Origin of the sequence: Mesorhizobium huakuii (assembly GCF_014189455.1) — a bacterium.
GTDB lineage: Bacteria > Pseudomonadota > Alphaproteobacteria > Rhizobiales > Rhizobiaceae > Mesorhizobium > Mesorhizobium huakuii_A.
Genome location: NZ_CP050296.1, coordinates 1,104,504 through 1,124,969, shown reverse-complemented (window position 1 = coordinate 1,124,969; position 20,466 = coordinate 1,104,504). Strand labels below are relative to the sequence as shown.

The 20,466-nt window shown below is 63.5% G+C and carries 16 protein-coding genes and 3 pseudogenes; 7 read left to right on the top strand and 12 right to left on the bottom strand.

Translation table 11 applies throughout. The features are described 5' to 3' along the window. Positions 1-45: 45 nt before the first annotated feature. Entirely contained in the window at positions 46-549 is a 504-nt protein-coding gene (locus HB778_RS05590; protein WP_244661823.1) for a nuclear transport factor 2 family protein, read from the bottom strand. Positions 550-655: 106 nt separating this feature from the next. On the opposite strand from HB778_RS05590, the gene HB778_RS05585 reads away from it, so the two are divergent. Further along, on the top strand, positions 656-3,094 hold the full coding sequence (locus HB778_RS05585; RefSeq protein WP_183462164.1) for a GcvT family protein: 2,439 nt from the start codon (positions 656-658) through the stop codon (positions 3,092-3,094). Positions 3,095-3,189: 95 nt separating this feature from the next. Here HB778_RS05585 and HB778_RS05580 read toward each other — a convergent pair whose 3' ends face one another. Next, the gene (locus HB778_RS05580) at positions 3,190-4,080 is read right to left on the bottom strand and encodes a LysR family transcriptional regulator (protein WP_183462162.1); all 891 of its coding nucleotides are present in this window, start codon (positions 4,078-4,080) and stop codon (positions 3,190-3,192) included. Between the two features lie 103 nt (positions 4,081-4,183). Between HB778_RS05580 and HB778_RS05575 the strand changes: the two genes are divergently transcribed. Beyond that, on the top strand, positions 4,184-5,074 hold the full coding sequence (locus tag HB778_RS05575; protein WP_095204228.1) for an NmrA/HSCARG family protein: 891 nt from the start codon (positions 4,184-4,186) through the stop codon (positions 5,072-5,074). A 42-nt stretch (positions 5,075-5,116) separates the two neighbouring features. Here the strand turns inward: HB778_RS05575 and HB778_RS05570 are convergent, their stop codons facing one another. After that, positions 5,117-5,362: a hypothetical protein gene (locus HB778_RS05570; protein ID WP_183462160.1), complete on the bottom strand. Its 246-nt coding sequence runs from the start codon at positions 5,360-5,362 to the stop codon at positions 5,117-5,119. A 24-nt stretch (positions 5,363-5,386) separates the two neighbouring features. Between HB778_RS05570 and HB778_RS05565 the strand changes: the two genes are divergently transcribed. Both HB778_RS05565 and HB778_RS05560 read left to right on the top strand, forming a co-directional pair. Continuing rightward, the gene (locus HB778_RS05565; protein WP_183462158.1) at positions 5,387-6,136 is read left to right on the top strand and encodes a DUF4142 domain-containing protein; all 750 of its coding nucleotides are present in this window, start codon (positions 5,387-5,389) and stop codon (positions 6,134-6,136) included. Positions 6,137-6,161: 25 nt separating this feature from the next. Beyond that, positions 6,162-6,765, top strand: a pseudogene (locus HB778_RS05560) (general stress protein). A gap of 56 nt (positions 6,766-6,821) precedes the next feature. Here HB778_RS05560 and HB778_RS05555 read toward each other — a convergent pair. From HB778_RS05555 to HB778_RS05530, 6 genes and pseudogenes are all read right to left on the bottom strand, one after another. Further along, positions 6,822-7,988 (bottom strand): extracellular catalytic domain type 1 short-chain-length polyhydroxyalkanoate depolymerase, encoded by a 1,167-nt coding sequence (locus tag HB778_RS05555; RefSeq protein ID WP_183462156.1) that lies wholly within the window; start codon positions 7,986-7,988, stop codon positions 6,822-6,824. A gap of 138 nt (positions 7,989-8,126) precedes the next feature. Then, the gene (locus tag HB778_RS05550; RefSeq protein ID WP_183462154.1) at positions 8,127-8,921 is read right to left on the bottom strand and encodes an ATP-binding cassette domain-containing protein; all 795 of its coding nucleotides are present in this window, start codon (positions 8,919-8,921) and stop codon (positions 8,127-8,129) included. Further along, positions 8,921-10,017 (bottom strand): annotated as a pseudogene (locus tag HB778_RS05545) (ABC transporter permease). Before HB778_RS05545 ends, HB778_RS05550 begins: the two are co-directional and overlap by 1 nt. Positions 10,018-10,167: 150 nt before the next feature. Beyond that, entirely contained in the window at positions 10,168-11,124 is a 957-nt protein-coding gene (locus HB778_RS05540) for a sugar ABC transporter substrate-binding protein (RefSeq protein ID WP_095204219.1), read from the bottom strand. Between the two features lie 111 nt (positions 11,125-11,235). Continuing rightward, positions 11,236-12,135, bottom strand: coding sequence for a myo-inosose-2 dehydratase (iolE, locus tag HB778_RS05535; protein WP_183462152.1), 900 nt, complete (start codon positions 12,133-12,135; stop codon positions 11,236-11,238). Further along, positions 12,132-13,250: a Gfo/Idh/MocA family protein gene (locus HB778_RS05530; RefSeq protein ID WP_183462150.1), complete on the bottom strand. Its 1,119-nt coding sequence runs from the start codon at positions 13,248-13,250 to the stop codon at positions 12,132-12,134. The genes iolE and HB778_RS05530 overlap by 4 nt, the downstream gene beginning before the upstream one ends. Positions 13,251-13,347: 97 nt before the next feature. Between HB778_RS05530 and HB778_RS05525 the strand changes: the two genes are divergently transcribed. Beyond that, positions 13,348-14,847 carry a PLP-dependent aminotransferase family protein gene (locus tag HB778_RS05525; protein ID WP_244661822.1) on the top strand — a complete coding sequence of 500 codons (1,500 nt, stop codon included), beginning with the start codon at positions 13,348-13,350 and terminating at the stop codon, positions 14,845-14,847. Between the two features lie 20 nt (positions 14,848-14,867). On the opposite strand, the gene HB778_RS05520 is transcribed toward HB778_RS05525, so the two are convergent. Then, on the bottom strand, positions 14,868-16,574 hold the full coding sequence (locus HB778_RS05520) for an AfsR/SARP family transcriptional regulator (RefSeq protein WP_183462148.1): 1,707 nt from the start codon (positions 16,572-16,574) through the stop codon (positions 14,868-14,870). 140 nt (positions 16,575-16,714) lie between these two features. Here HB778_RS05520 and HB778_RS05515 point away from each other — a divergent pair, with 140 nt between their 5' ends. Further along, complete coding sequence (locus tag HB778_RS05515; protein ID WP_183462146.1) at positions 16,715-17,383, top strand: peroxiredoxin; 669 nt, start codon at positions 16,715-16,717, stop codon at positions 17,381-17,383. A 38-nt stretch (positions 17,384-17,421) separates the two neighbouring features. Continuing rightward, the gene (locus HB778_RS05510) at positions 17,422-18,555 is read left to right on the top strand and encodes an NAD(P)/FAD-dependent oxidoreductase (protein WP_183462143.1); all 1,134 of its coding nucleotides are present in this window, start codon (positions 17,422-17,424) and stop codon (positions 18,553-18,555) included. A gap of 53 nt (positions 18,556-18,608) precedes the next feature. On the opposite strand, the pseudogene HB778_RS05505 reads toward HB778_RS05510, so the two are convergent. Beyond that, positions 18,609-19,810, bottom strand: a pseudogene (locus HB778_RS05505) (MFS transporter). Between the two features lie 149 nt (positions 19,811-19,959). Further along, positions 19,960-20,418 (bottom strand): Lrp/AsnC family transcriptional regulator, encoded by a 459-nt coding sequence (locus HB778_RS05500; RefSeq protein ID WP_183462141.1) that lies wholly within the window; start codon positions 20,416-20,418, stop codon positions 19,960-19,962. Between the last annotated feature and the right edge of the window lie 48 nt (positions 20,419-20,466).

The following is a 20,466-nucleotide window of genomic DNA, read 5'->3' as shown; positions in this document are numbered from 1 at the left end:
AAGGGCGCTGGTAGTCATTGGGGGACTTCCGTCTGCCGGCGCGGCTCAGTGCGGTTGAACCGTTTTCAGATATTCGGCGAAGGGCGTGCCGTCGTAGATCACGGTGGTCGACGCGATCCTGCCGCCCTTGATGACGACGTGCTCGGCGACAACCGCGCTCGGGACGGGGTAGGTTTCGGCATTGTAGACAATGACGGCGTGGTCATCATCGCCGAAGGCTGCGAGCAGCGTCAGCGTCTTGATCATCGAGGCGAAGCCTTCCTGAAAGCCGCGGAATGCCTGCACGCCCTGAAGCTCTCCCAACGGAGAAATACAAACCACGTCCTCAGCAGAAATGGAGGAGATCTGCTCCACGTCCTTGTTGGCCATGGCGTCGAAATAGGCCTGCGCGATCGTCAGGGCCTTGCCGTTTGTTCCAGTCATCGTTCGTTCCTTTGTTTGATGTCGATGACCGGCATATAGAACAAGGCAGTGACAGATTTTGTCAGCATGATGCACTGCGAGCACCAGACGGCGCGACAGGAACGGGCGGCCAGGCACCGCCTGCATAAATCCAGCTTATCATCACCCCTAGTTTTTGAAGACGTTACACGGTCTTTCGCCGCCTGTAGCTTCGACGCTACAGAGTGGAAATGACTGGGGATTTGGTGGGTCGATGCAGACGCATGCGCGGGTGGTGGTTGTCGGTGGCGGGTGTGTTGGCGCGGGCATTCTTTATGGCCTAGCAAAGCGCGGCTGGACCGACGTCGCGCTGCTCGAACGCACGCAGCTGACCGCCGGCTCCACATGGCACGCGGCCGGCCTCGTCCCGTCCTATGCCCGCAACATCAATATCGGCCGGATGATCAACAAGACCATCGAGATCTATGAAGGGCTCGAGGCCGAGACCGGGCAGCCTGTCGGATGGCACAAATGCGGCCAGTTGCGGATCGCCAATTCCAGGGACCGGCTCGACGAATACAAAAGCTATATGAGCGTCGCCGACGTCCAGGGCATGCGGGCACATTTGCTGTCGCCGGCGGAGGCGAGGGCGCTGTGCCCGCTTCTCGACAACAAGCATATGCTGGGCGCGCTCTATCATCCCGATGACGGCCATATCGCGCCGGCCGACGTGACCCATGCCATGGCCAAAGGCGCGCGGGATCTGGGCGCCAAGATCTATCTCAACACCGAGGTCACCGGCTTTCAGCGGACCGCAAGCGGCGAATGGCGGGTCGCGACCAACAAGGGCGACATCATCTGCGAGCATGTGGTCTGCGCGACCGGTAATTACGCACGCCAGACCGGCGCGCTGCTCGGCCTCGACATCCCCGCCATCCCGATCCTGCATCAGTACTGGATCACCGAGCCGGTGCCGGAGATCGTGGAGCGCAAAAAGCAGGGACGCGCGGAAATGCCGATCCTGCGCGACGAGGGTTTTGAAGGCTATCTGCGCGAGGAGGGCGACGGCTTCATGTTCGGGCCCTATGAGCGCACCGAACACCTCAAACTGTTCGCCGAGGACGGCGTTCCCGCCTGGTTCGGCGCCGATCTCGTCGAAGAGGATTTCGAGGCGGTGTCATGGAACTGGGAGCGGGCGACGCAGCTTGTGCCGGCACTGGGACGCGCCGGGATCAAGGCCAATGTCCGCGGCCCCTTCCAGATGACGGCGGACGAGCTTCCCTTGATGGGACCGGCCTGGGGCCTGCGCAATGTGTGGCTCGCCGAGGGTGTGCCGGGCGGCATATTGTGGGGCGGCACGATCGGCTACTATCTGTCGGAGCGGATCGTCGAGGGCACCAACAGCCTCGACACCTCGGATCTCGACCCGCGCCGCTTCGGCGACTACGCCAACAAGGCCTGGACGCGCGAGAAGGTCCGCGAGGCCTGGGGCACGCATGCGGAGCAGAAATATCCGGGGCAGGACATGCCCGCCGCCCGCCCACAGAAGACCGCGCAATCCTATGCGCGGCTGACCGAACTGGGTGCGGTCTGGGGTGTGCTCAACGGCTGGGAGATGCCCGATTGGTTCGCGCCCAGGGGCGTCGAGGCCAAGGACCAGTACAGCTGGCGCTGGACCGCCAAAGGCGTGTTCGTCGGCGAGGAGGTGCAGGCGGTGCGCAACGCCGTCGGCCTGGTCGAGATGACGCCGATGACCAAGTTCGAGGTGTCGGGGCCGGGCGCGGCCTTATGGCTCGACAGGATCCTCGCCAATCGCCTGCCGGCGACCGGCCGGGCCGTGCTGGCGCATCACCTCACCGCTGGCGGCGGCGTGCAGGCCGAATATATGGTGGCGCGGCTTGGCGACGACAGTTTCTATCTCATCTCGACGCCGCGCGCCGAACGCTGGAATTTCGACGATCTGTCAAAACTGCTTCCCGCCGACGGCAGCGTCAGCCTGAGGAACGTCACCAACGAGCGCGGCTGCTTCACCGTCGTCGGTCCCAAGGCGCGAGACGTGCTGCAGCCGCTGACGGAGATCGATCTGTCGAACGCAGCCTTTCCCTGGTTCGGTGTGAAGACCGGCGGCGTCGCGCTTGCCAGCGATGTGCGCATGCTGCGGGTGAACTACGAAGGCGAGCTCGGCTGGGAACTCTATCATCCCATGGCCTACCAGCGGCAATTGCTCGACGCGATCCTCGGAGAGGGCGAGAAGCACGGCCTGCGGCTCGTCGGCCTGCATGCGCTGGAATCGCTGCGGCTGGAGAAATCCTACCGCGCCATGTACCGCGACATGAATCCCGAGCTCAACGCTCTGGAGAGCGGGCTCGAACGCTTCATCCGCCTCGACAAGGGTGACTTCATCGGCCGGGACGCCGTCTTGAAATACAAGGACAAAAACGACCAGTGCCGGTCGGTGACGCTCAGGATCGAGACCGACGGCGCCAGCACGCTCGCTTCCGAGGGCCTTTACCTCAATGGCGAACTGGTCGGGCGCATCACGTCGGGCGGCTATGGCTATACGCTCGGACATGATGTGGCGCTGGCGCTGTTGCCCGAACGTCTCGGCACGCCCGGCACCAAGCTCGACGTCGCCATACTGGGGGAATGGAAGACCGCTGAAGTCATCGCGGATTCGCCATATGACCCCACCTCGGCCAGGGCGCGGATGTAGCGCGCAGCAGACGTTAGCAAAGGTATTGAGGGCACGCTTGCAGCTTCCATTGTTTTTTGCATAGGGCTGTCGGTGCCCGAAAGCGGCTTCGGTCATCACCTGCCAATGTAGGCGGCGAGTTCGTCCGGCGTCCCATTTGGGAAAGCCTGTTTTAGAAAGTCCAAGAACGCCGACACTCGCGCGCTGAGCAGCCGCCGCGATGGGTAGAGCGTCCAAATCGAGATTTCGGGACCGTCAATATCCCCCCAATTCACCAGTGTGCCGTCAGCCAAGTCGTGGCTCACCAACGAAATGGGAAGACGTCCTGCACCGACGCCGGCTCGCACGGCATCCCTAACCATAATGAGCGTCGACAAAACGAGAACCGGCTCGATTGTAATTGTTGACCGGCCACCTTGTGTCTTCACGTGCCATGTTTGCAGTTCGCCTGCCCCGCGCGCAACGCCGGGCGCGGCGCGCTCACCGGTGCTGCGAGGAAGATCGGGGCTCGCCACAACGATCAGGCGGTCGCGGAGAAACGCCCGTCCGACCAGGCCTTCGTCGGGATCTGGATTGACCCGGATTACCAGATCGTAGCCTTCCTCGATCATGTCGACAGGCCGGTCCTCAGTCGTCACTTCAAGCTTCACCTCCGGGTACTTAAGGGCAAAGCCCGCGGCGATCCTTCCCATTGCGGTCTGCGAAAAATGTAAAGGTGCGCTGATCCGTAATCTCCCCTTGGGTCTCTGGGCGCCCGAGGCAATCGCCGAAGTCGTCTCGTCCAATTCGGCAAGCAACGCTCCCGTCCGCTCGAACAGCGCCCGTCCTTCTTCGGTGAGCTTCAGGTTACGCGCACCGCGTTCAAACAGGCGCAGATCAAGACTGCTTTCCAACTCTGCAACGCGCCGGGACAGCGTTGCCTTGGGCCGGCCGGTGGCCCTTGCCGCTTTGCCGAAGCCACCATGGCGGGCAACGAGATTGAAATCGGCGAGCGCAAGAAGATCCATGGGTGTTCCACCAGTGAGACGATGCGTCTAAAATTTCCGTCTATTGGGCTCTCAGTGAGCCACACATATTGGAGGTGTCAAGCAACCCAACAGGAGAAATTTCATGACCATTCTCGTTACCGGCGCCACCGGCAATATTGGCCGCCAAGTCGTCGAACACCTCGTCAGGCACGACGCTGATGTCCGTGCTCTCGTCCGCGATCCGTCGAAAGCCAGCTTCCCGGCAGGCGTATCCGTCGTGCAAGGCGACTTTCTCGATGTCGATTCGCTGCGCAAAGCCATGTCAGGCGTTTCAACCCTGTTCCTCTTGAACGCCGTGGTACCGGACGAATTCACCCAAGCGTTGATCGCGCTCAACGTCGCCCGGTCGGCCGGCATCGAGCGCATCGTCTATCTGTCGGTGATCCACGCTGACGTCTATGTGAACGTGCCGCATTTCGCGGGCAAGTTCGCCGTCGAGCGAATGATCGAGCAGATGGACTTCAAGGCTACGATCTTGCGCCCGGCCTACTTCATCCAGAACGATCTGATGATCGAAGACGCCATCACCGGCTACGGCACCTACCCAATGCCGATCGGCGCCAAGGGTCTCGCCATGATTGACGTCCGTGATATCGCCGAGATCGCCGCCCTTGAGCTGCTGCGCCGCGAGCAGTCCGCAGAGCCGCTTGCGCTCGACCGGATCAACCTCGTCGGTCCGCAGACACTGACTGGGACGGATATCGCCGCCATCTGGTCCGACGTGCTCGCCCGCCCGATCCATTACGGCGGCGATAATGCAGAGGGCTTTGAGCAAAATCTGAAGCAGTTCCTGCCCGCCTGGATGGCATACGACATGCGCCTGATGGGCGAGCGCTTCTTCACCGAAGGGATGTTGCCTGAGGACGGCGACGTCGAGCGCCTGACTGCGCTTCTGGGCCGCCCACTGCGCCCGTATCGCGACTTCGCCTCAGCAATCGCTGGTTCGCAGGCGATAGAGACGGCGGCGAGCTGAGGAGTAAAGCCGGCTGGCTCTACAAATGCCTGGATCAATCCCTCAAACCGCCAGCGAATACTCCAGATCGCGCAGTGGCAGCCGGCGCACCCGCTCTCCGGTGGCGGGCGTTGCCGAGTGCCGGCGCGGGGCATTGACCCTCTTGGCGATGGCTGCTGCCTCGCAGGCATAGTCTTTGACCAGCCGCCGCCCGAAATCACCGCCGACACGGTTCGCGGCCGGTCCCGCCAGATTATCTCTGACCGTCCGGAACAAAGCCGACTGGCGCAGGTTAGGTCCCCAGCACATGTGTGCATGAAAGGACCTTCCCCAATGAAAACACGCCTATTTCTGGCCTCACTGGCCACAGCTACAGCCATGGCTTTTGCCCTGCCTGCACTCGCCGCCGACAGCGCGCAGGACTTCGTCAACAAGGCCGCTGCGGGCGGCATGTTCGAGGTCAATTCCAGCAAGGTCGCCGAAGGCAAGGTGCAGGATCAGAGCGTCAAGGATTTCGCCCACAAGATGATCGACGATCACGGCGCCGCCAACGCGAAGCTGGAGACGATCGCCGGCGAGCAGAAGCTGACGGTTCCCAAGGAACTGGATGCCAAGCTCAAGGGTGATGTCGACACTCTGCAGAACGGCAAGGATCCGATCGATGGCCCCTACGTCCAGATGCAGCGCGACGCGCACACCGATGCCGTGAAGCTGTTCGAGAGCTACGCCAAGGACGGCGACAACGCCGAGCTGAAGACATTCGCCCAGCAGACGGTGCCGACGCTCAAGATGCACCAGGAGATGATCGAGAAGATCGCGGCGACCATGGGCACCCAGTCCTCGGATTCGCAGACGCCCAAGAACACGGTCGGCGGCGCACCCGACCCCATGCCTCCGCTTCCCGGGGCCAACAGCTTCACCGAAGACCAGGCCAAGGGCCGCATCCAGGATGCCGGCTTCGCCGATGTGTCGAAGCTGACCAAGGACGACCAGGGCATCTGGCGTGGCCAGGCCAACAAGGACGGCAAGAACACCACCGTGGCGCTGGACTACAAGGGCAACGTCGTTGCCGGCGTCAACTGAAACTGAAATCCAGGAGATCAAAATCATGAAAACCGTAACCGGACTTTTCGACAATTACGATGATGCTTCCGACGCCGTTGGCGAATTGGAAGCCAGCGGTGTTGCGCGTGACAACATCAGCATCGTTTCCAGCAATTCGGACAATCAGCACGAGATCAACGGGTCCAAGGCCGCCGACGACGCTGCCGGCGGTGCTGGACTGGGAGCCGCGATCGGCGGAGCCGGTGGACTGCTCGCCGGGCTTGGCCTGATGGCCATACCGGGTGTTGGTCCGGTGGTGGCCGCCGGGTGGCTGGCTGCCACTGCGGTCGGTGCCGTGGGCGGTGCCGTGGTTGGCGGCGCGGCAGGCGGCATCGTCGGTGCCCTCACCGATTCCGGTGTCCCGGAACATGATGCCCATGTTTACGCCGAGGGTGTGCGCCGCGGCGGCACTCTGGTCACAGCCAAGGTCGACGACCAGTTGGTGCCGGAGGCCGAAAGGGATCCTGGGACAGGCTACGTCTGTCAACCTGCAAGAACGGCGTGGCGAATACCAGGCCGATGGCTGGACTGGCTTCGACGCTGACGCGGAGAACTACCGCTCGAACGAAATCGGCCGCGATGGCGCTCGCGATGTAAACCGAGTTTGATCGACAGGGCCTCGCTGCCGAAAGGCGGCGGGGCCATTCTGCCGAACAGCCTTCGGCTAACGCATCAAGCCGGCTGCGCGAAGCGCATCCTCAATAGTCTTGCCAATGCCTGTAGCAGAAGCGCGTGAACCATCTGGACGCGGTTGTTCGGCAGGTTCGACCCGCGCTGGCCTCGACTTTTCGGGCGCTATATATGGGCGCAAGTCCGTACCCGCAGTGGGGTTCGCTGCGGCCGCCTTAGGCTTGGCCCCTCTTGGTGCATCCCGGCTCGCAAGATCCCAGAAGGCCGCCATACGTCTCGTCGACGATATTCCGACCTCCAGCATGAACGGCGCGGCATGGCCCAAGCCGCCGTCACCGCCTGTCTTCAAGGGGGTGCCATGGCCCATGCCGGCAATTGTGTATTTTTCGATCACCTCACGGCCATCGGCGTCGCACCAGACTTGCCGCGTTTGTCCATCGACGGTCTCTTTTCGAACAGGGCTTGCCCCGACGCGATGAACGCTCTGCCATTGGGCGACAAGGGAGTCCGCATTGGACGGCGCCACCGTGTGGTCGGCCGTGCCCTGCCAGATTGAGATTTTCGGCCAGCTTCCCTGATGCGGCGACGCCTGCGCCAGACGTCGCTGGAGTTCCGACTGAGACGGGCCACCATGCCCACGCATGCGATCGAACGCTTCCGGGATCGTCGATGCGCTGCCATAGGCAAGTCCCGCAATGATTGCGCCGCCGGCGAACACGTCCGGATAAGTTGCCAGCATTGCCGCCGCCATGGCGCCCCCGGCGGAAAGGCCAGTGATGAAAACGCGCCGGCGGTCCAGGCCATGCTTCGTCACCATGGCTTCGATCATCTGGCGGATGGAGAGCACTTCACCGCGATCGCGTGTGACATCCTCGGGCACGAACCAGTTGAAGCAGAGATTGGCATTGTTGGCGCGCTGCTGTTCGGGGAACAAAACCGCGAACCCTTCCTCTGCCGCCAGGCGCGACCAGCCGGACCCGTGATCATAGCCGGCAGCCGTCTGCGTGCAGCCATGCAGGACGACAACCAACGCTGCACCGCGCGGCAAGTTCTCAGGAAGGTAGAAACGTGCCCGCAAGGCGCCTGGATTGGACCCGAACGCCGCCAGGTCGGACAGACTGTCGAGATGGCCCGGTTGGGAAAATGCCGGCCGGCCTCGCATGGCCGAAAGGCGGGCGATCGTATCTGAGATGTTCCGCAAATCGAGATCCTAGACCGCCGGAATGGCGGAAGCCCGAGCACAATGCACCTACAGCAACATCGTTGCTGCACTGCACAATAACAAGCTTACGCTGGGGTAGACGAAAGGCAAATGCTCCGTCCAGGCCGGCGCCGTATCTCAGGCCGGCCCATTCCTCGCCGACTTCGCCAGTTCCTGTTCCAGATCCACCAGTTCCTTGCCGCCTGCCATCAAATTGAGCAACTGGTCGCGGGTGATTTCGCCCTTGGCGTAGGTGCCGGTGCTTCTGCCGCGCTTCAACAGCGTGAAGCGGTCGCCGACGACATAGGCGTGGTGAACGTTGTGGGAGATGAAGATGACGCCGATGCCGCGCGCCTTGGACTGGACGATGAGCTTCAGCACCACGGATGCCTGGTGGACGCCGAGCGCCGATGTCGGCTCGTCGAGGATCAGCACCTTGGCGCCGAAATAGACGGCGCGCGCGATAGCCAGGCATTGCCGTTCGCCGCCCGAAAGCGTGCCGACGGGCTGTTCGGGATCGCACAGCTGGATGCCCATCGCCGACATCTCGTCATAGGCGGTGCGGTTGGCGAAGTCGGCGTCGAACTGGCTGATCGGCCCGAACTTGCGCATCGGCTCGCGCCCGAGGAAGAAGTTGCGCGCCACGCTCATCAGCGGCACCAGCGCCAGGTCCTGGTAGACCGTCGCGATGCCGCTGTTACGCGTATCGGCGGGCGAGGCAAATCGTGTCGGCTTGCCCTGGACGCGGATCTCGCCCTCGTCGGGCGTGTAGACACCCGACAGCGTCTTGATCAGCGTCGACTTGCCGGCGCCATTGTCACCGAGCAGGCAATGCACCTCGCCGGGGCAGACATCGAAGGACACGTCCTTGAGCGCCACGACCGAGCCGAAATACTTGCTGACCGACTTCAGTTCGACATAGGGCTCGGCCATCACCGGCTCCTCATGGCGCGGTTGCGCACATAGCTGTTGAACAACACCGCGATGACCATCATGGCGCCCATGAAAAGCTTGAACCAGTCGGTGTCGATGCCGGTGTAGAAGATGCCCATCTGCACCACGCCGAAGATCAGGGCGCCGAACATGGCGCCGATGGCCGATCCGTAGCCGCCGGTGAGCAGCGTGCCACCGATGACGACGGCGATGATGGCTTCGAACTCCTTCTGCGTGCCGCGCAGCGTGTCGGCCGAACCGGTGACCAGCACCTGGATCGCCGCGAACAGGGCGGCCGCGAGTGCCGTCATGACGAAAAGCGTGATCTTGGTGCGGGCCACCGGGACACCGAGATTGCGCGCTGCATTGGCTTCGCCGCCGGCGGCAAAATCCAGTTGCCGAAGCGGCTGCGCGTCAAGAGCCAGGTGCAGGCCAGTGTCAGCACGATCCACCAGACGATCGACACCGGAATGCCTGATATCGACGGCAAGCCGTCCGCCCGCTTGCCGATCAGGCCGATGTCGGCAAGCCTGGCGATCAAGCCGGAAAGCACCTGTCCCGAAAACAGGCTGTTCAGCGGATCGTGCAACGCCAGCTCATGCACGCCCGACACCTGGGTCCGCCCTGAAATGCCGCGTGTGAGGCCAAGGGTCAGGCCGCGCAGCATGAACAGGCTGCCGAGCGTCACGATGAAGGAGGGCAGGCCGGTCCTGACGACGGCGAGGCCGTTGAGCGCGCCGATGCCACCGCAGACGGCGAAGGTGAACAGCAGCGACAGCCAGATCGGCCAGCCCCAGAAAACGGCGGGGATGGCAATCAGGATGCCGGCAAAGCCGATCATCGAGCCGACCGACAGGTCGAACTCGCCGGCGATCATCAGGAGAGCCACGGGTGCGGCGAGAATGCCAAGCTGGGCCGAGACTTCGAGGAAGTTGATGATGCCCTTGGCACTGAAAAGTCCTGAGCTTCCCGCCGTGATGGCGAAGAACACGAAGACCAGCACGGTGCCGGCAGCCGCGCCAAGCTCCGGCCTGCTCAACAGGCGGCTGAGGCGTGAGACGGACCGGACCCGCTCGTCGCGAATCTCTGAAACCATGGCTGTGTTGCCCTTCACTAGAGCCGTTCATCGTTTCACGCTGAACAGCTCTATCTCCTTGCCTTGACGCAATTCCGGACGGAAAACCGCTCACACTTTTCCTGGAATTGCTCTGATAAAGCGGCCGGAGCGAAGCCCCGGCCGCCAGTGTTAGCGCTTGCCGAGTTTCGACAGCTCGATAACCGAGGCGGCGGTGTCCTTGGTGACGAAGCCGGGGCCGGTCGGATAGTCGGCGATCGGCATGATCTTGTACTTCTTCCAGAGGTCGAACATCGCGACCGGGATGTAGCCCATGGCATATTGCTGGGCGTCGATGCCCCACTCCATCTTGCCGGCGACGACGGCCTGCAGGATCGTGGGGGAGAGATCGAACGTGCCGGTCTTCACCTTGCCCGACAGGCCCAATTCATCAAGGGCGGCCAGCGTCGGTTCGGCACCGCTGGCACCGACGGCGAGGATGAACTGTGTATCGGCATGAGCGGTCATGTAGGCGATCACGCGGTTCTTCATTTCGGTCGGGTCGATGACGCCGTTCATCACCGGCACGTCGACGCCCAGACCCTTGGCAAAGCCGGCGCAGCGGTCGTCGAGGCTCGAATTGCCGACCTCGTGGTTGGCGCAGACCGCCTTGGTGAGGCCGAGCGCCTTGATGCGCTCGCCGGCCATGACGCCCGCCTGGAACTCATCCTGCCCCATGAACAGCAGGCCGCCAAGGTCATGGGTGAGTTTCGAACCGCCGGAATCGATGATAATGACCGGGATACCGGCGGCGACGGCGTTTTTGACCGGAGCCGAAAGGGCGGCCGCGTCGGGGATCGAAACGACCATGCCGTCCGGCTTCGAGGCCGTGATGGCGTCGATCATCTGCGCCATTTTGGCCATGTCGAAGGTTTCGGGCGCCAGATATTCGGCCTTGACGCCGAGCGTCTTGGCGGCATCGTCCATGCCGTTCTTGACCACCGACCAGTAGGGGTCGCCGCTCTGGCCGTGGGTGACGAACACCACGCGGGTCTCGTCGGCGGCCGCAAGGGTCGTGGCTGCCGCCATCATCGTGAAGCCGGCCAGCAGGCCGAGCGCAGGCTTTATTAATTTCGCAAGCGAAAACATAGAACCTCCTGTTTGTTTTCCGCCGCCGCAATTACGGTCGGCAGTCCAGTTGCCCCTTATTCCAGTTTCATTCCTCAGCACTGGTTCCCTGGGTCCGCATCGCGGCCTCGATCATTCCATGACGGTAAATCCAGCTTGCCGCGCCATGCGCGACAGGTTTTGGAAGCCCATCGTCGCATAGGTCAGCGGATTGGCCTTGTTGGGATCCTGCTCGGCCTCAACGACCAGCCAGCCGCTGTAGCCATTGTCGGCCAGCACGCGCAAAATGGCGGGATAGTCGATGAAGCCGTCGCCGGGGACGGTGAAGATCCCTTCCATGACCGCGCCCATGAAACTCATGTCCTCGGCGCGGGCGCGATCAAGCACAGCCTTGCGGGCATCCTTGCAATGCACATGCACGACGCGTTTAACCTGCGCCTTGATGAGAGCCAGCGGGTCGCCGCCCGAAAAGATCGAATGGCCGGTGTCGTAGAGCAGGCCGACCGCCTCGCCGGTGTGCCGCATCAACAGGCCGACCTCGGCATCGGTCTCGACGATGGTTCCCATATGGTGGTGAAAGGCCATGCGAACGCCGAAATCCGCCATCCTTTCGGCCAGCGCCGTCAGCTTGCGGCCGTAGGCCGGCCATTCCTCGGGCCTGAGGACCGGACGCTGCGAGATCGGCCCCCAGATGGCGTTGTGGCGCCCGCGCGAGGTGTCGGCATAGACGACATGGGTGGAGCCCATATCCTTCAAAAGCTGGAGATGCGGCGTGATCGCATCCATCTCCGCACCGACATCCTTTTCGTCGCAACGGCCGTCATACCAGCCGGAAACCACCGCAAGGCCGTACTGTGCCATGATACGCTTCAACTCGGCCGAGCGGCGCGGAAACTTGCCGCCAAGTTCGGTGCCGGAATAGCCGGCCTGCCTGGTTTCGCGGAGGCAGACTTCAAGCGGTGTGTCGCCGCCGAGTTCCGGTACGTCATCATTGGTCCAGGTGATCGGATTGATGCCGATGCGAACCGTCACGGGCGAACTCCTGATTGCTTCGACTGGGCAAGGTGATGGCGGGCGAGGCCGGCCAGCAGCGTCATGTCGCGGCGGGCATGCTCGGCGGTGTTGCGCACGGCTGAGCCTTCGACGATCGCCGACCAGAAGCCTTTCAACTCCTCGACGAATGCCTCTTCGTAGCCGCTGCTTATGTCGCGGCTGGAAAGCGTGTGACCGTCGCCGGTGCGGACGGTCAGCCGTGTCGGTTGATGATTGAGATAGGGCGAGGGGAATTCCAACTCGAGCGAGGCGTTGTCGAAATAGAGCGTGATGCGCTCGCGATAATCGGGGAGCCCCGGAGTGGCGATGTGGACCATGTTCCACAATGCCTGCCCGCCGCGCAACCGCACGGCGCCCTGGCCGCCTTCGCCCTTGGCGAAGAGCGAGGCGCCGACAATTTCACTGTCCGTCACGCCAAGCGCGTCGAGCAAGCCGTGGACGGCGTTGACGTCGTGCACGATCGACGAACAATAGGCGCCGACAAAGCCGCGAAAGGCGCCGGGATCGTCGACCTCGGGCACCGCGCGCGCGACCTGCTCGCGCTGCTTGGCTTCGGTCGAGGCAATCAATTCCGCCGCGACGTCGTCACCCCGGCAAGTGGAGGCGTGCCGGATGAAGGGCCAGGCGTCGGGATCGTTGACCTCGACCGAAACGTAGCGAAGTGTGTGCGCCGTGCCGGGCAGCATGTTCAGCGCCGCCTCGTAGCTCGGGTCGAAACGCTTCATGTAGCCAACCTGGAGCACCTTTCCGGCGCGGTCCCTGGCGGCGATCAATTCGTCGATGTCCTGCGTGCTGTAGCAAAGCGGCTTTTCGCAGAAGACATGCAGGCCCCTGGCGAAGGCGGCGAGGCACTGTTCGCGGTGCAGCGCATCCGGCGAGGCGATAACCACGGCGTCAAGCGGCATGGCGAGAAGCGTGTCGAGATCGGAGAATGTCTCGAGGCCGAATTCCTCACCGACAAAGGCGCGGACTTTTCGCGACGGATCGCAGACGCCAAGGATCTTGAACTGCCGGTGCAGCTTGAGCAGGTTTGGGATGTGCTCGACCTGGGCGACGCCGCCCGCCCCGATCACTCCCACCCTTATGCACTGCATCGGCCAGCCCCATCTGAACCCGAACGCTTTTTTCTTGAGCCTAGGACTCCTTTGGTTCCATTGTTAGAGCCAGATTCCATTGATTTTTGGGAACCAGATGAAAACCAGTTTTCCCGTCGACGGCATTGCGCTCGATCGCGACAGCCCTGCCAACCTGCACCGGCAGCTCTATGTCCAGTTGCGCGGCCTGATCGAACGGCGCGTGCTGCCGAGCGGCCATGCGCTGCCTTCGACACGGGTCATGGCGCGAGACCTGAATATTGGACGCAACACGGTGATTGCCGCTTGCGACCAGCTGGCGTTGGAAGGCTATCTGGCGATTAGGCCGCGCAGGCCCTCGGTGGTGATGGACCTGCCGACCCGTTCGGTGGCGGCCGAACAGGTGTCGGCCGAGGACGCCAATCCGATATCGCGACGCGGGCAGACCATGCTTGCCCAACCCTATCATCATGGCCGGCCAGGCATGCTTGCCTTTCATCCCGGCATGCCGGACCCGGATAATTTTCCGTTCAACACCTGGTCGAAACTGCTCAGCCGCCGCGCCAAATTCGCCCATATCGATCTTTTCGGCACCTATCACGTCAAAGGCTATCCGCCGCTTTGCGAGGCCATAGCCCGCTATCTCACCGCCTCACGCGGCGTGAAATGCACGGCCGAGCAGATCGTCGTCACCAATGGCGCACAGTCGGCGTTCGACCTCCTGGCGCGGCTGCTGATCGACGAAGGCGACACGGTGTGGATGGAGGAGCCGGGCTACTACGGCGCGGGTTCGGCCTTTGTCTCGGCCGGGGCGAAACTGGCACCGCTGCGCGTCAGCAATGCCGGCTGGGATCTTGAGCCGCCGCCTGTCATTCCGCGCATGATCTTCGTGACGCCTTCCTGCCATCACCCGCTCGGCATAACCATGCCGATGGAACAGCGGCTCAATCTCCTGCACATGGCCGAGACTTGGCGCTCCTGGATCATCGAAGACGACTATGACGGCGAATACCGTTTCCAGGGCCAGCCCATTCCGGCCCTGCAAGGCATCGGCGCGTCAAACCGTGTGGTCTATGTCGGCACCTTCGCCAAGATCCTTTTCCCGGCCATGCGGCTGGGCTTCATGGTGGCGCCCAAGGCGATAGACCATACGATCGTCTCGGCGCTGAGCGTCAGCGGCCAGTTCGCGCCTTTGCTGACCCAGGCCGCGCTCGCGGACTTCATGAATGAGGGCATTTCACCCGCCATCTCCGGCGCATGCGGCGGCTCTACGCGGAGAGACGGCAGTTCTTCCTGGAAAGCGCGCAAAGGCATCTCGGGGAATGGCTGGATTTCCACACGACCGAGTCCGGCATCCAGGTCGTCGGCATTTTTCGCGGCAGATGCAGCGACAGGGCGGTTGCCGAGGCGGCACTCCAGCAGGGGATCAACGTCTCGGCGCTGTCGATCCAGTACCGTCACGGCACGGAGCAGAACGGCCTCGTCATGGGCTTTGCGGCGGCCGACGCACAGACAACTGAAAAGACGATGCAGAAGTTTCGCACCGTGCTGCAAAGCCATTTTTCGCGAACGAGAAACCCCGGTTAAGAAACTGGGACTATTCGTTTTTTTAAGCTGAACTCGTGCTCTTGGGCGGTGCTAGCCCAGATCTGCCATCCGTGCCCGACAGCGCACCTCGTCGATCGGTCTGCCAAGCGCGGCAAAGCGCGTGGCTGCTTCCTCGAACGCCGCCACGGCCCGGGTTTCGTTACGCTCGGCCCGGCGCTGCACGCCGCGCGCCTCCCACACGGCCGCCACCCAGGGGCCGCCATTCCACATGCCGGCGACCCGCTCAGCCTCGTCGAGCCGGCGGTTGACCTGCTCGATCTCACCCGCCTCGGCCAGGGCAACGGCAGCCGCGGTACGGAAGGTCATCGAGCAAGGCTGGCAATTGCAGCCCGATGACAGCATGCGGTCACCTTCGCGAATGGTCTCGGCGATCCTCTCGGAGGTGGTGGCGGCCCGCACCTCGAGACCCTTCAGGCTGATCAGCAAATGTGGCGCCAGCCAGGAAGAATGGGCAAGGGTGGTGGCGCGGTGGATCAACCGTCCCGCCTGCCATTTCTGGCGTCTGGCAAGCGCGAGTTCCGTCAGGCGCTGCAGCGCCAGTACGCGGCCGGCCACGGCTCCCACCTGCGCGTAGAGTCTTTCGGCTTCGGTCAACATGCGTTCGGCCTCGGCCAACTGGCCCGAGAAGAGCGCTGCTTCGCCCAGCACGAGCGAGGCAAGGCCGCGCCCGGCGACCGAGCCGGCGCCCTCGGCCACCGACAGGAGCTCCCGGGCCGAGGCGGCGATGTCGTGGTGGCCCTTGGCACTGCAGAGGCAGAATTCGGCCAGGCACAGATGCCCGTCAAAAACGTTGGAGACGAAGGCTGGCTTGGAGCGGACCCATTCGATGAACTCCGCCCTGAACAGCTCGCGCCACTGGCCCTGCATGTGGGCCACCAGGCCGATCAGGGCGCTGGCCTCGCCAACCTCGCGGGCCAACCCCGCGCCCATCGCCAGATCGCGGGTTTCCCGGCCAACCTGGCCCGCCCTGGCGAAGTCGCCGCTTTGCAGATGCAGCAAGCCCCAGGCCAGCGAGGCGCGGATGCGGTCGCTCAAGCCGACGGGGTCGATAGAGGGCACCGCCAGCGCCTTTTCGTAGAGCTTCACGGTTTCGGCGCCCGGGCCGACGCCAAGATCGATGCGCAGGTTTTGGCTGAGCTGATTGAACAGCCGGATCGCCTCGGCCCGGTTGCCGGCGTCGAGCGCCGCCTGCATCAGGGCGCATTGCGCCTGCTCGTCGGCCGGGTCCAGCGCGATCAGGCGCTGCCACAGCTTGCCGGCCCGCAGCACCTCGGCATAGCGCTGCCGCAGGGCCTGGCGGGGCGTTTCGAACCAGTCGACATAGGGATCGTCCGGCAGCAGGTCTCCCCTGTAGAGATCGGCGGCCGCCTCACAGGCGGCGGGATCTTGCCCGCGCAAGGCAAGCCTGGCGGCGGCCTCGAACGCGTCGACGTCGATTTCGAGATCGCCAGCGGGGGCGAGCGCGATGACATCGGCCGTCTGCTCGATAAGGTCATTGGCGCCAAGCGCGCGGCGGGCAAAATGAATGGCCTTGCGCAGGTTGGCACCGGCGGCCTCCGGATCGAGATCGGGCCAAAAGGCCTCCATCACCTGTTCGCGGTGAATGCGGTGCGAGCGGGTGACGGCCAACAGCTTCACCAGTGCCGCGCCACGGTCCCGCCGCCACGCCGTGGCCGGGATGAGCTGATCGTCCAGACTGACGCTGAACCCGCCAAGCAATTGAATTCGGACACGCAATCGAAAGGTCCTTTCAGGATGCGAGGCCCGCATGCCCGAAATCGGCCGTCACAAGCACCTGTGGAGCGGGGAACGCTGGCGGAACATAGGTTGCCTAAGCTGCACCCGTAGTCAATTCCGACCGCTCACAGGAGGATCAAATGTCTCTTCGTATCGCCGACATGGCGCCTGACTTCACCGCCGAAACCACCCACGGCCCAATCAGCTTCCACGACTGGCTGGGCAATTCATGGGGCATCCTGTTTTCCCATCCCAAGGATTTTACCCCCGTCTGCACCACTGAACTCGGCTACATGGCCAAGCTGAAGCCCGAGTTCGACAAGCGTGGCGTCAAGATCATCGGGCTTTCCGTCGATCCGGTCGAGCGTCATGCCGGATGGGCTGATGACATTGCCGAGACCCAGGGACACGCGCCGAATTTCCCGATGATCGGCGACCCGATGCTGGCCATTGCCAAGCTGTACGACATGCTGCCCGCCACGGCCGGCGACAGTGCCGAGGGGCGCACGGCAGCCGACAACCAGACGGTGCGCCATGTCTACGTCATCGGTCCCGACAAGAAGATCAAGCTGATGATCGCCTATCCGATGACCACCGGGCGAAACTTCGACGAGATCCTGCGCGTGGTGGACTCCATGCAGCTGACCGCCAGGCATCGCGTCGCCACGCCGGTGAACTGGCGGCAGGGCGACGAGGTGATCATCGCGGGTTCGGTTTCGAACGACGAAGCCAAGGTCCTGTACCCCGATGGCTGGAAGCAGCCCAAGCCCTATATCCGCATCGTCCCGCAGCCGCACAGCAACGCCTGAGCCTTCCCAAGGGGCACCCGGCAACAGGAGGTGACAGCATGAAAACCCGTATCCTTATCCTTGGCGCCGGTTTCGGCGGGCTAGAGCTCAGCACGTCCTTGTCCGAAGCTTTGGGTGACAGTATTGCTGTCACCCTGATCGACAAGTCGGATTCCTTCGTGTTCGGCTTTGCCAAGCTTGATCTGATGTTCGGCCGCGCAACCGAAGCGGCTGTGCGGCTGCCTTACGCCGACTATGCCAAGGCCGGCGTCACGTTGAAGCGCGAGACCGTCACCGCCATCGACCCGGAACGGCGGCGCGTGACGACGGACAAGGGTGTGCACGAGGCGGACATATTGGTGATCGCTCTCGGCGCCGACTATGACGTCTCGGGCACACCCGGCATCACGCTCGGCCGCAACGAATTCTACTCGGTTCCGGGCGCCGCCCATATGGCGAAGGTACTGCCCGGTTTCACCCGCGGCCATGCCGTGATCGGTGTCTGCGGCGCGCCCTACAAATGCCCGCCTGCGCCCAGCGAATGCGCCTTGATGCTGCATGACTACCTGACCGAGAGGGGCGTCCGGGGCGACTGCCAGATCACCTATGTTAACGCGATGTCGAGCCCGGTGCCGCCTTCTCCCGAAACGTCGAAGGCGCTTCTGGCCGCCTTCGCCGAGCGCGGCATCACCTTCATCCCCAGCACCCGCGTGGTTTCCGTGGACGAGGGCCGCAAGGCTGTGACGCTCGACAATGGCGGCGAACTGCCCTGCGATCTGTTCCTGGGCGTGCCCCGGAACCGCGCGCCCGATGTCGTCGTCGAGGCCGGCATCACCGAGGGCGGCTGGGTCACCATCGATCCGCGCACACTCGAAACCCGCTTTCCCGGCGTCTACGCGTTGGGCGATCTGGCCAATACGGGCGCGCCGAAGGCGGGCGTCTTTGCCGAGGGCGCCGCACGCACCGTTGCGGCGAACTTGATCGCCAGGCTCCGCCATGAGGAACCGACGGCAAGGAACCCGGGCGCGGGATCCTGCTACATCGAGTTCGGTGCCAACCGGATCGCCAGGGTGGATGTGGATTTCTTCTCCGGCCCAAAACCCACCGGTGCTTTCTACGAACCATCGGAGGCTTTGCGGGTCGACAAGGTGAATTTCGGCTCCAGCCGCAAGGCCCGCTGGTTCGGGCATTGAGCTTCGACAATGGCGGGCGCTGAGGGACTATCACCAGCGCCCGTCCAGTTGTTCTAGGCCATCTGCAATTCCCGTCGCGGCAGCGGCGGGAAGGCGATTGCAATGCCCACCGCGCCGAGGCCGATAAGGGCCGAGCCGATGAACAGCCAGTGGTAGCTGGCATAGGCGTCGAACACCATGCCGCCGGCGAGCGGTCCCAAGGCCATGCCGAGGCTGGATGCCATGGTGGCGGCGCCGAACACGGCGCCGAGGATGCGCTGGCCGAAATATTCGCGCGCCAGCACCGCGTAGAGCGGCATGACGCCGCCATAGGTGGCGCCGAAGATGACGGCCAACACATAGAACTGATCGAGCTGGCTGACCGAGAGATAGGCGGCAATGACGACCGCCTGGATCGCCAGGCCTGCGATCAGCACCGGCTTGACGCCGAGCCGGTCGGCCAGAACGCCGTAGAGAAGCCTGCCGCCTAAGCCGGCGAGACCCTCGACGCTGTAGATCGTGACCGCCGCCATGGGGGCGACGCCGCACAGCATGGCGTAGCTGACCATATGGAAGATCGGCCCGGAATGGGCGGCACAACAGGCGAAGAAGGTCAGACCCAGCACGATGAATTGCGGCGAACGCAGCGCCTGGCCGACGCTCATGCCCGCACCATCGGCGACCGGCGCGGAGGCCGCATCGGCAACAGCAGGCTTTGGCGGCTGGCGTACCAGCAGCACCGCCGGCAGCAACAGCACCCAGGCCATAATGCCGATGTCGAACATGGCGGTGCGCCATTCATAGGCCGAGATCAGCCAGCGGGCGAAAGGCGAGATCGTCATCGGGGCGACGCCCATGCCGGCCGAGACCAGCGAAACCGCAAGGCGCGGTGGGTGTCGAACCAGGCCGTGGTCAACGCGATCATCGGCGCGAAGAAGGCGCTGGCGGCAAGCCCGACGAGCACGCCATAGCTGATCTGGAAGGTCAGCAGCGAGCCGGCGCGGCTCGCCACCACAAGTGCCAGGCCGAGCAGCACGGCACCGATCGTGACCACGATGCGGGCGCCAAAACGATCGGAGAGGGCGCCCCAGGCGAAGCCGCCGAGGCCCATGATCAGGAAGTTGAGCGTCATGGCGCTCGAAATACCGGCGCGCGACCACTGCGTGTCGAGCGCCATCGGTTCGAGGAAAATCGCCAGCGAAAACATCGTGCCGATGGCGACACAGGACATCAGCGCACCAGCGGCGACGATGACCCAACGATAGGAAAGGTTCATGCAAATCTCCCATGCCAGAGTGCAGCGCTCAGCGCCGCTTGCGTCCGAAGGACGCTGGCACGGAGGCCGATCCTACAATCCGGTTGCATTTTTTATCCAGTCTGAAACGACGCCGTTTCCGACCGGCCGGATCGCCGTGCGGGCGCCAGTCAGATCGGCAGTTCCGATGTGTATTTGATCGTCCAGCTCGGCACGTCGGTCTTGACGTTCTGGACGCCCTTGATGCGGCTCAGATGCTCCGACTGGAAGCGGCGATAGTCGTTGAGATCGGCCGCCACCACGCGCACCAAGGCATCGCAGTCGCCGAGCATCAGGTAGCATTCCATGACCTGCGGCAGCTTGGCCACTTCGGTGGCGAAGTGCTGGACCGTGTCCTCGTCCTGCGTCTTCAGCCAGATGCGGGTGAAGAAGGTGAGGCCCTTGCCGATGCTGGCCGGGTTGAGCACGGCGACGTAGCGGTCGATGACGCCGGCCTCCTCCAGAAGCTTCACGCGCCGCAGGCAAGGCGAGGGCGACAGGCCGACCTCATTGGCCAGATCGTTGTTGGCCATGCGGCCGTCACGTTGCAGCGCCCGCAGGATACGCCTGTCGATGTCATCGAGCTTCATGGCTACGAATTCCATATCTTCAATGAATCGCGGCATTGAATGCCAAAA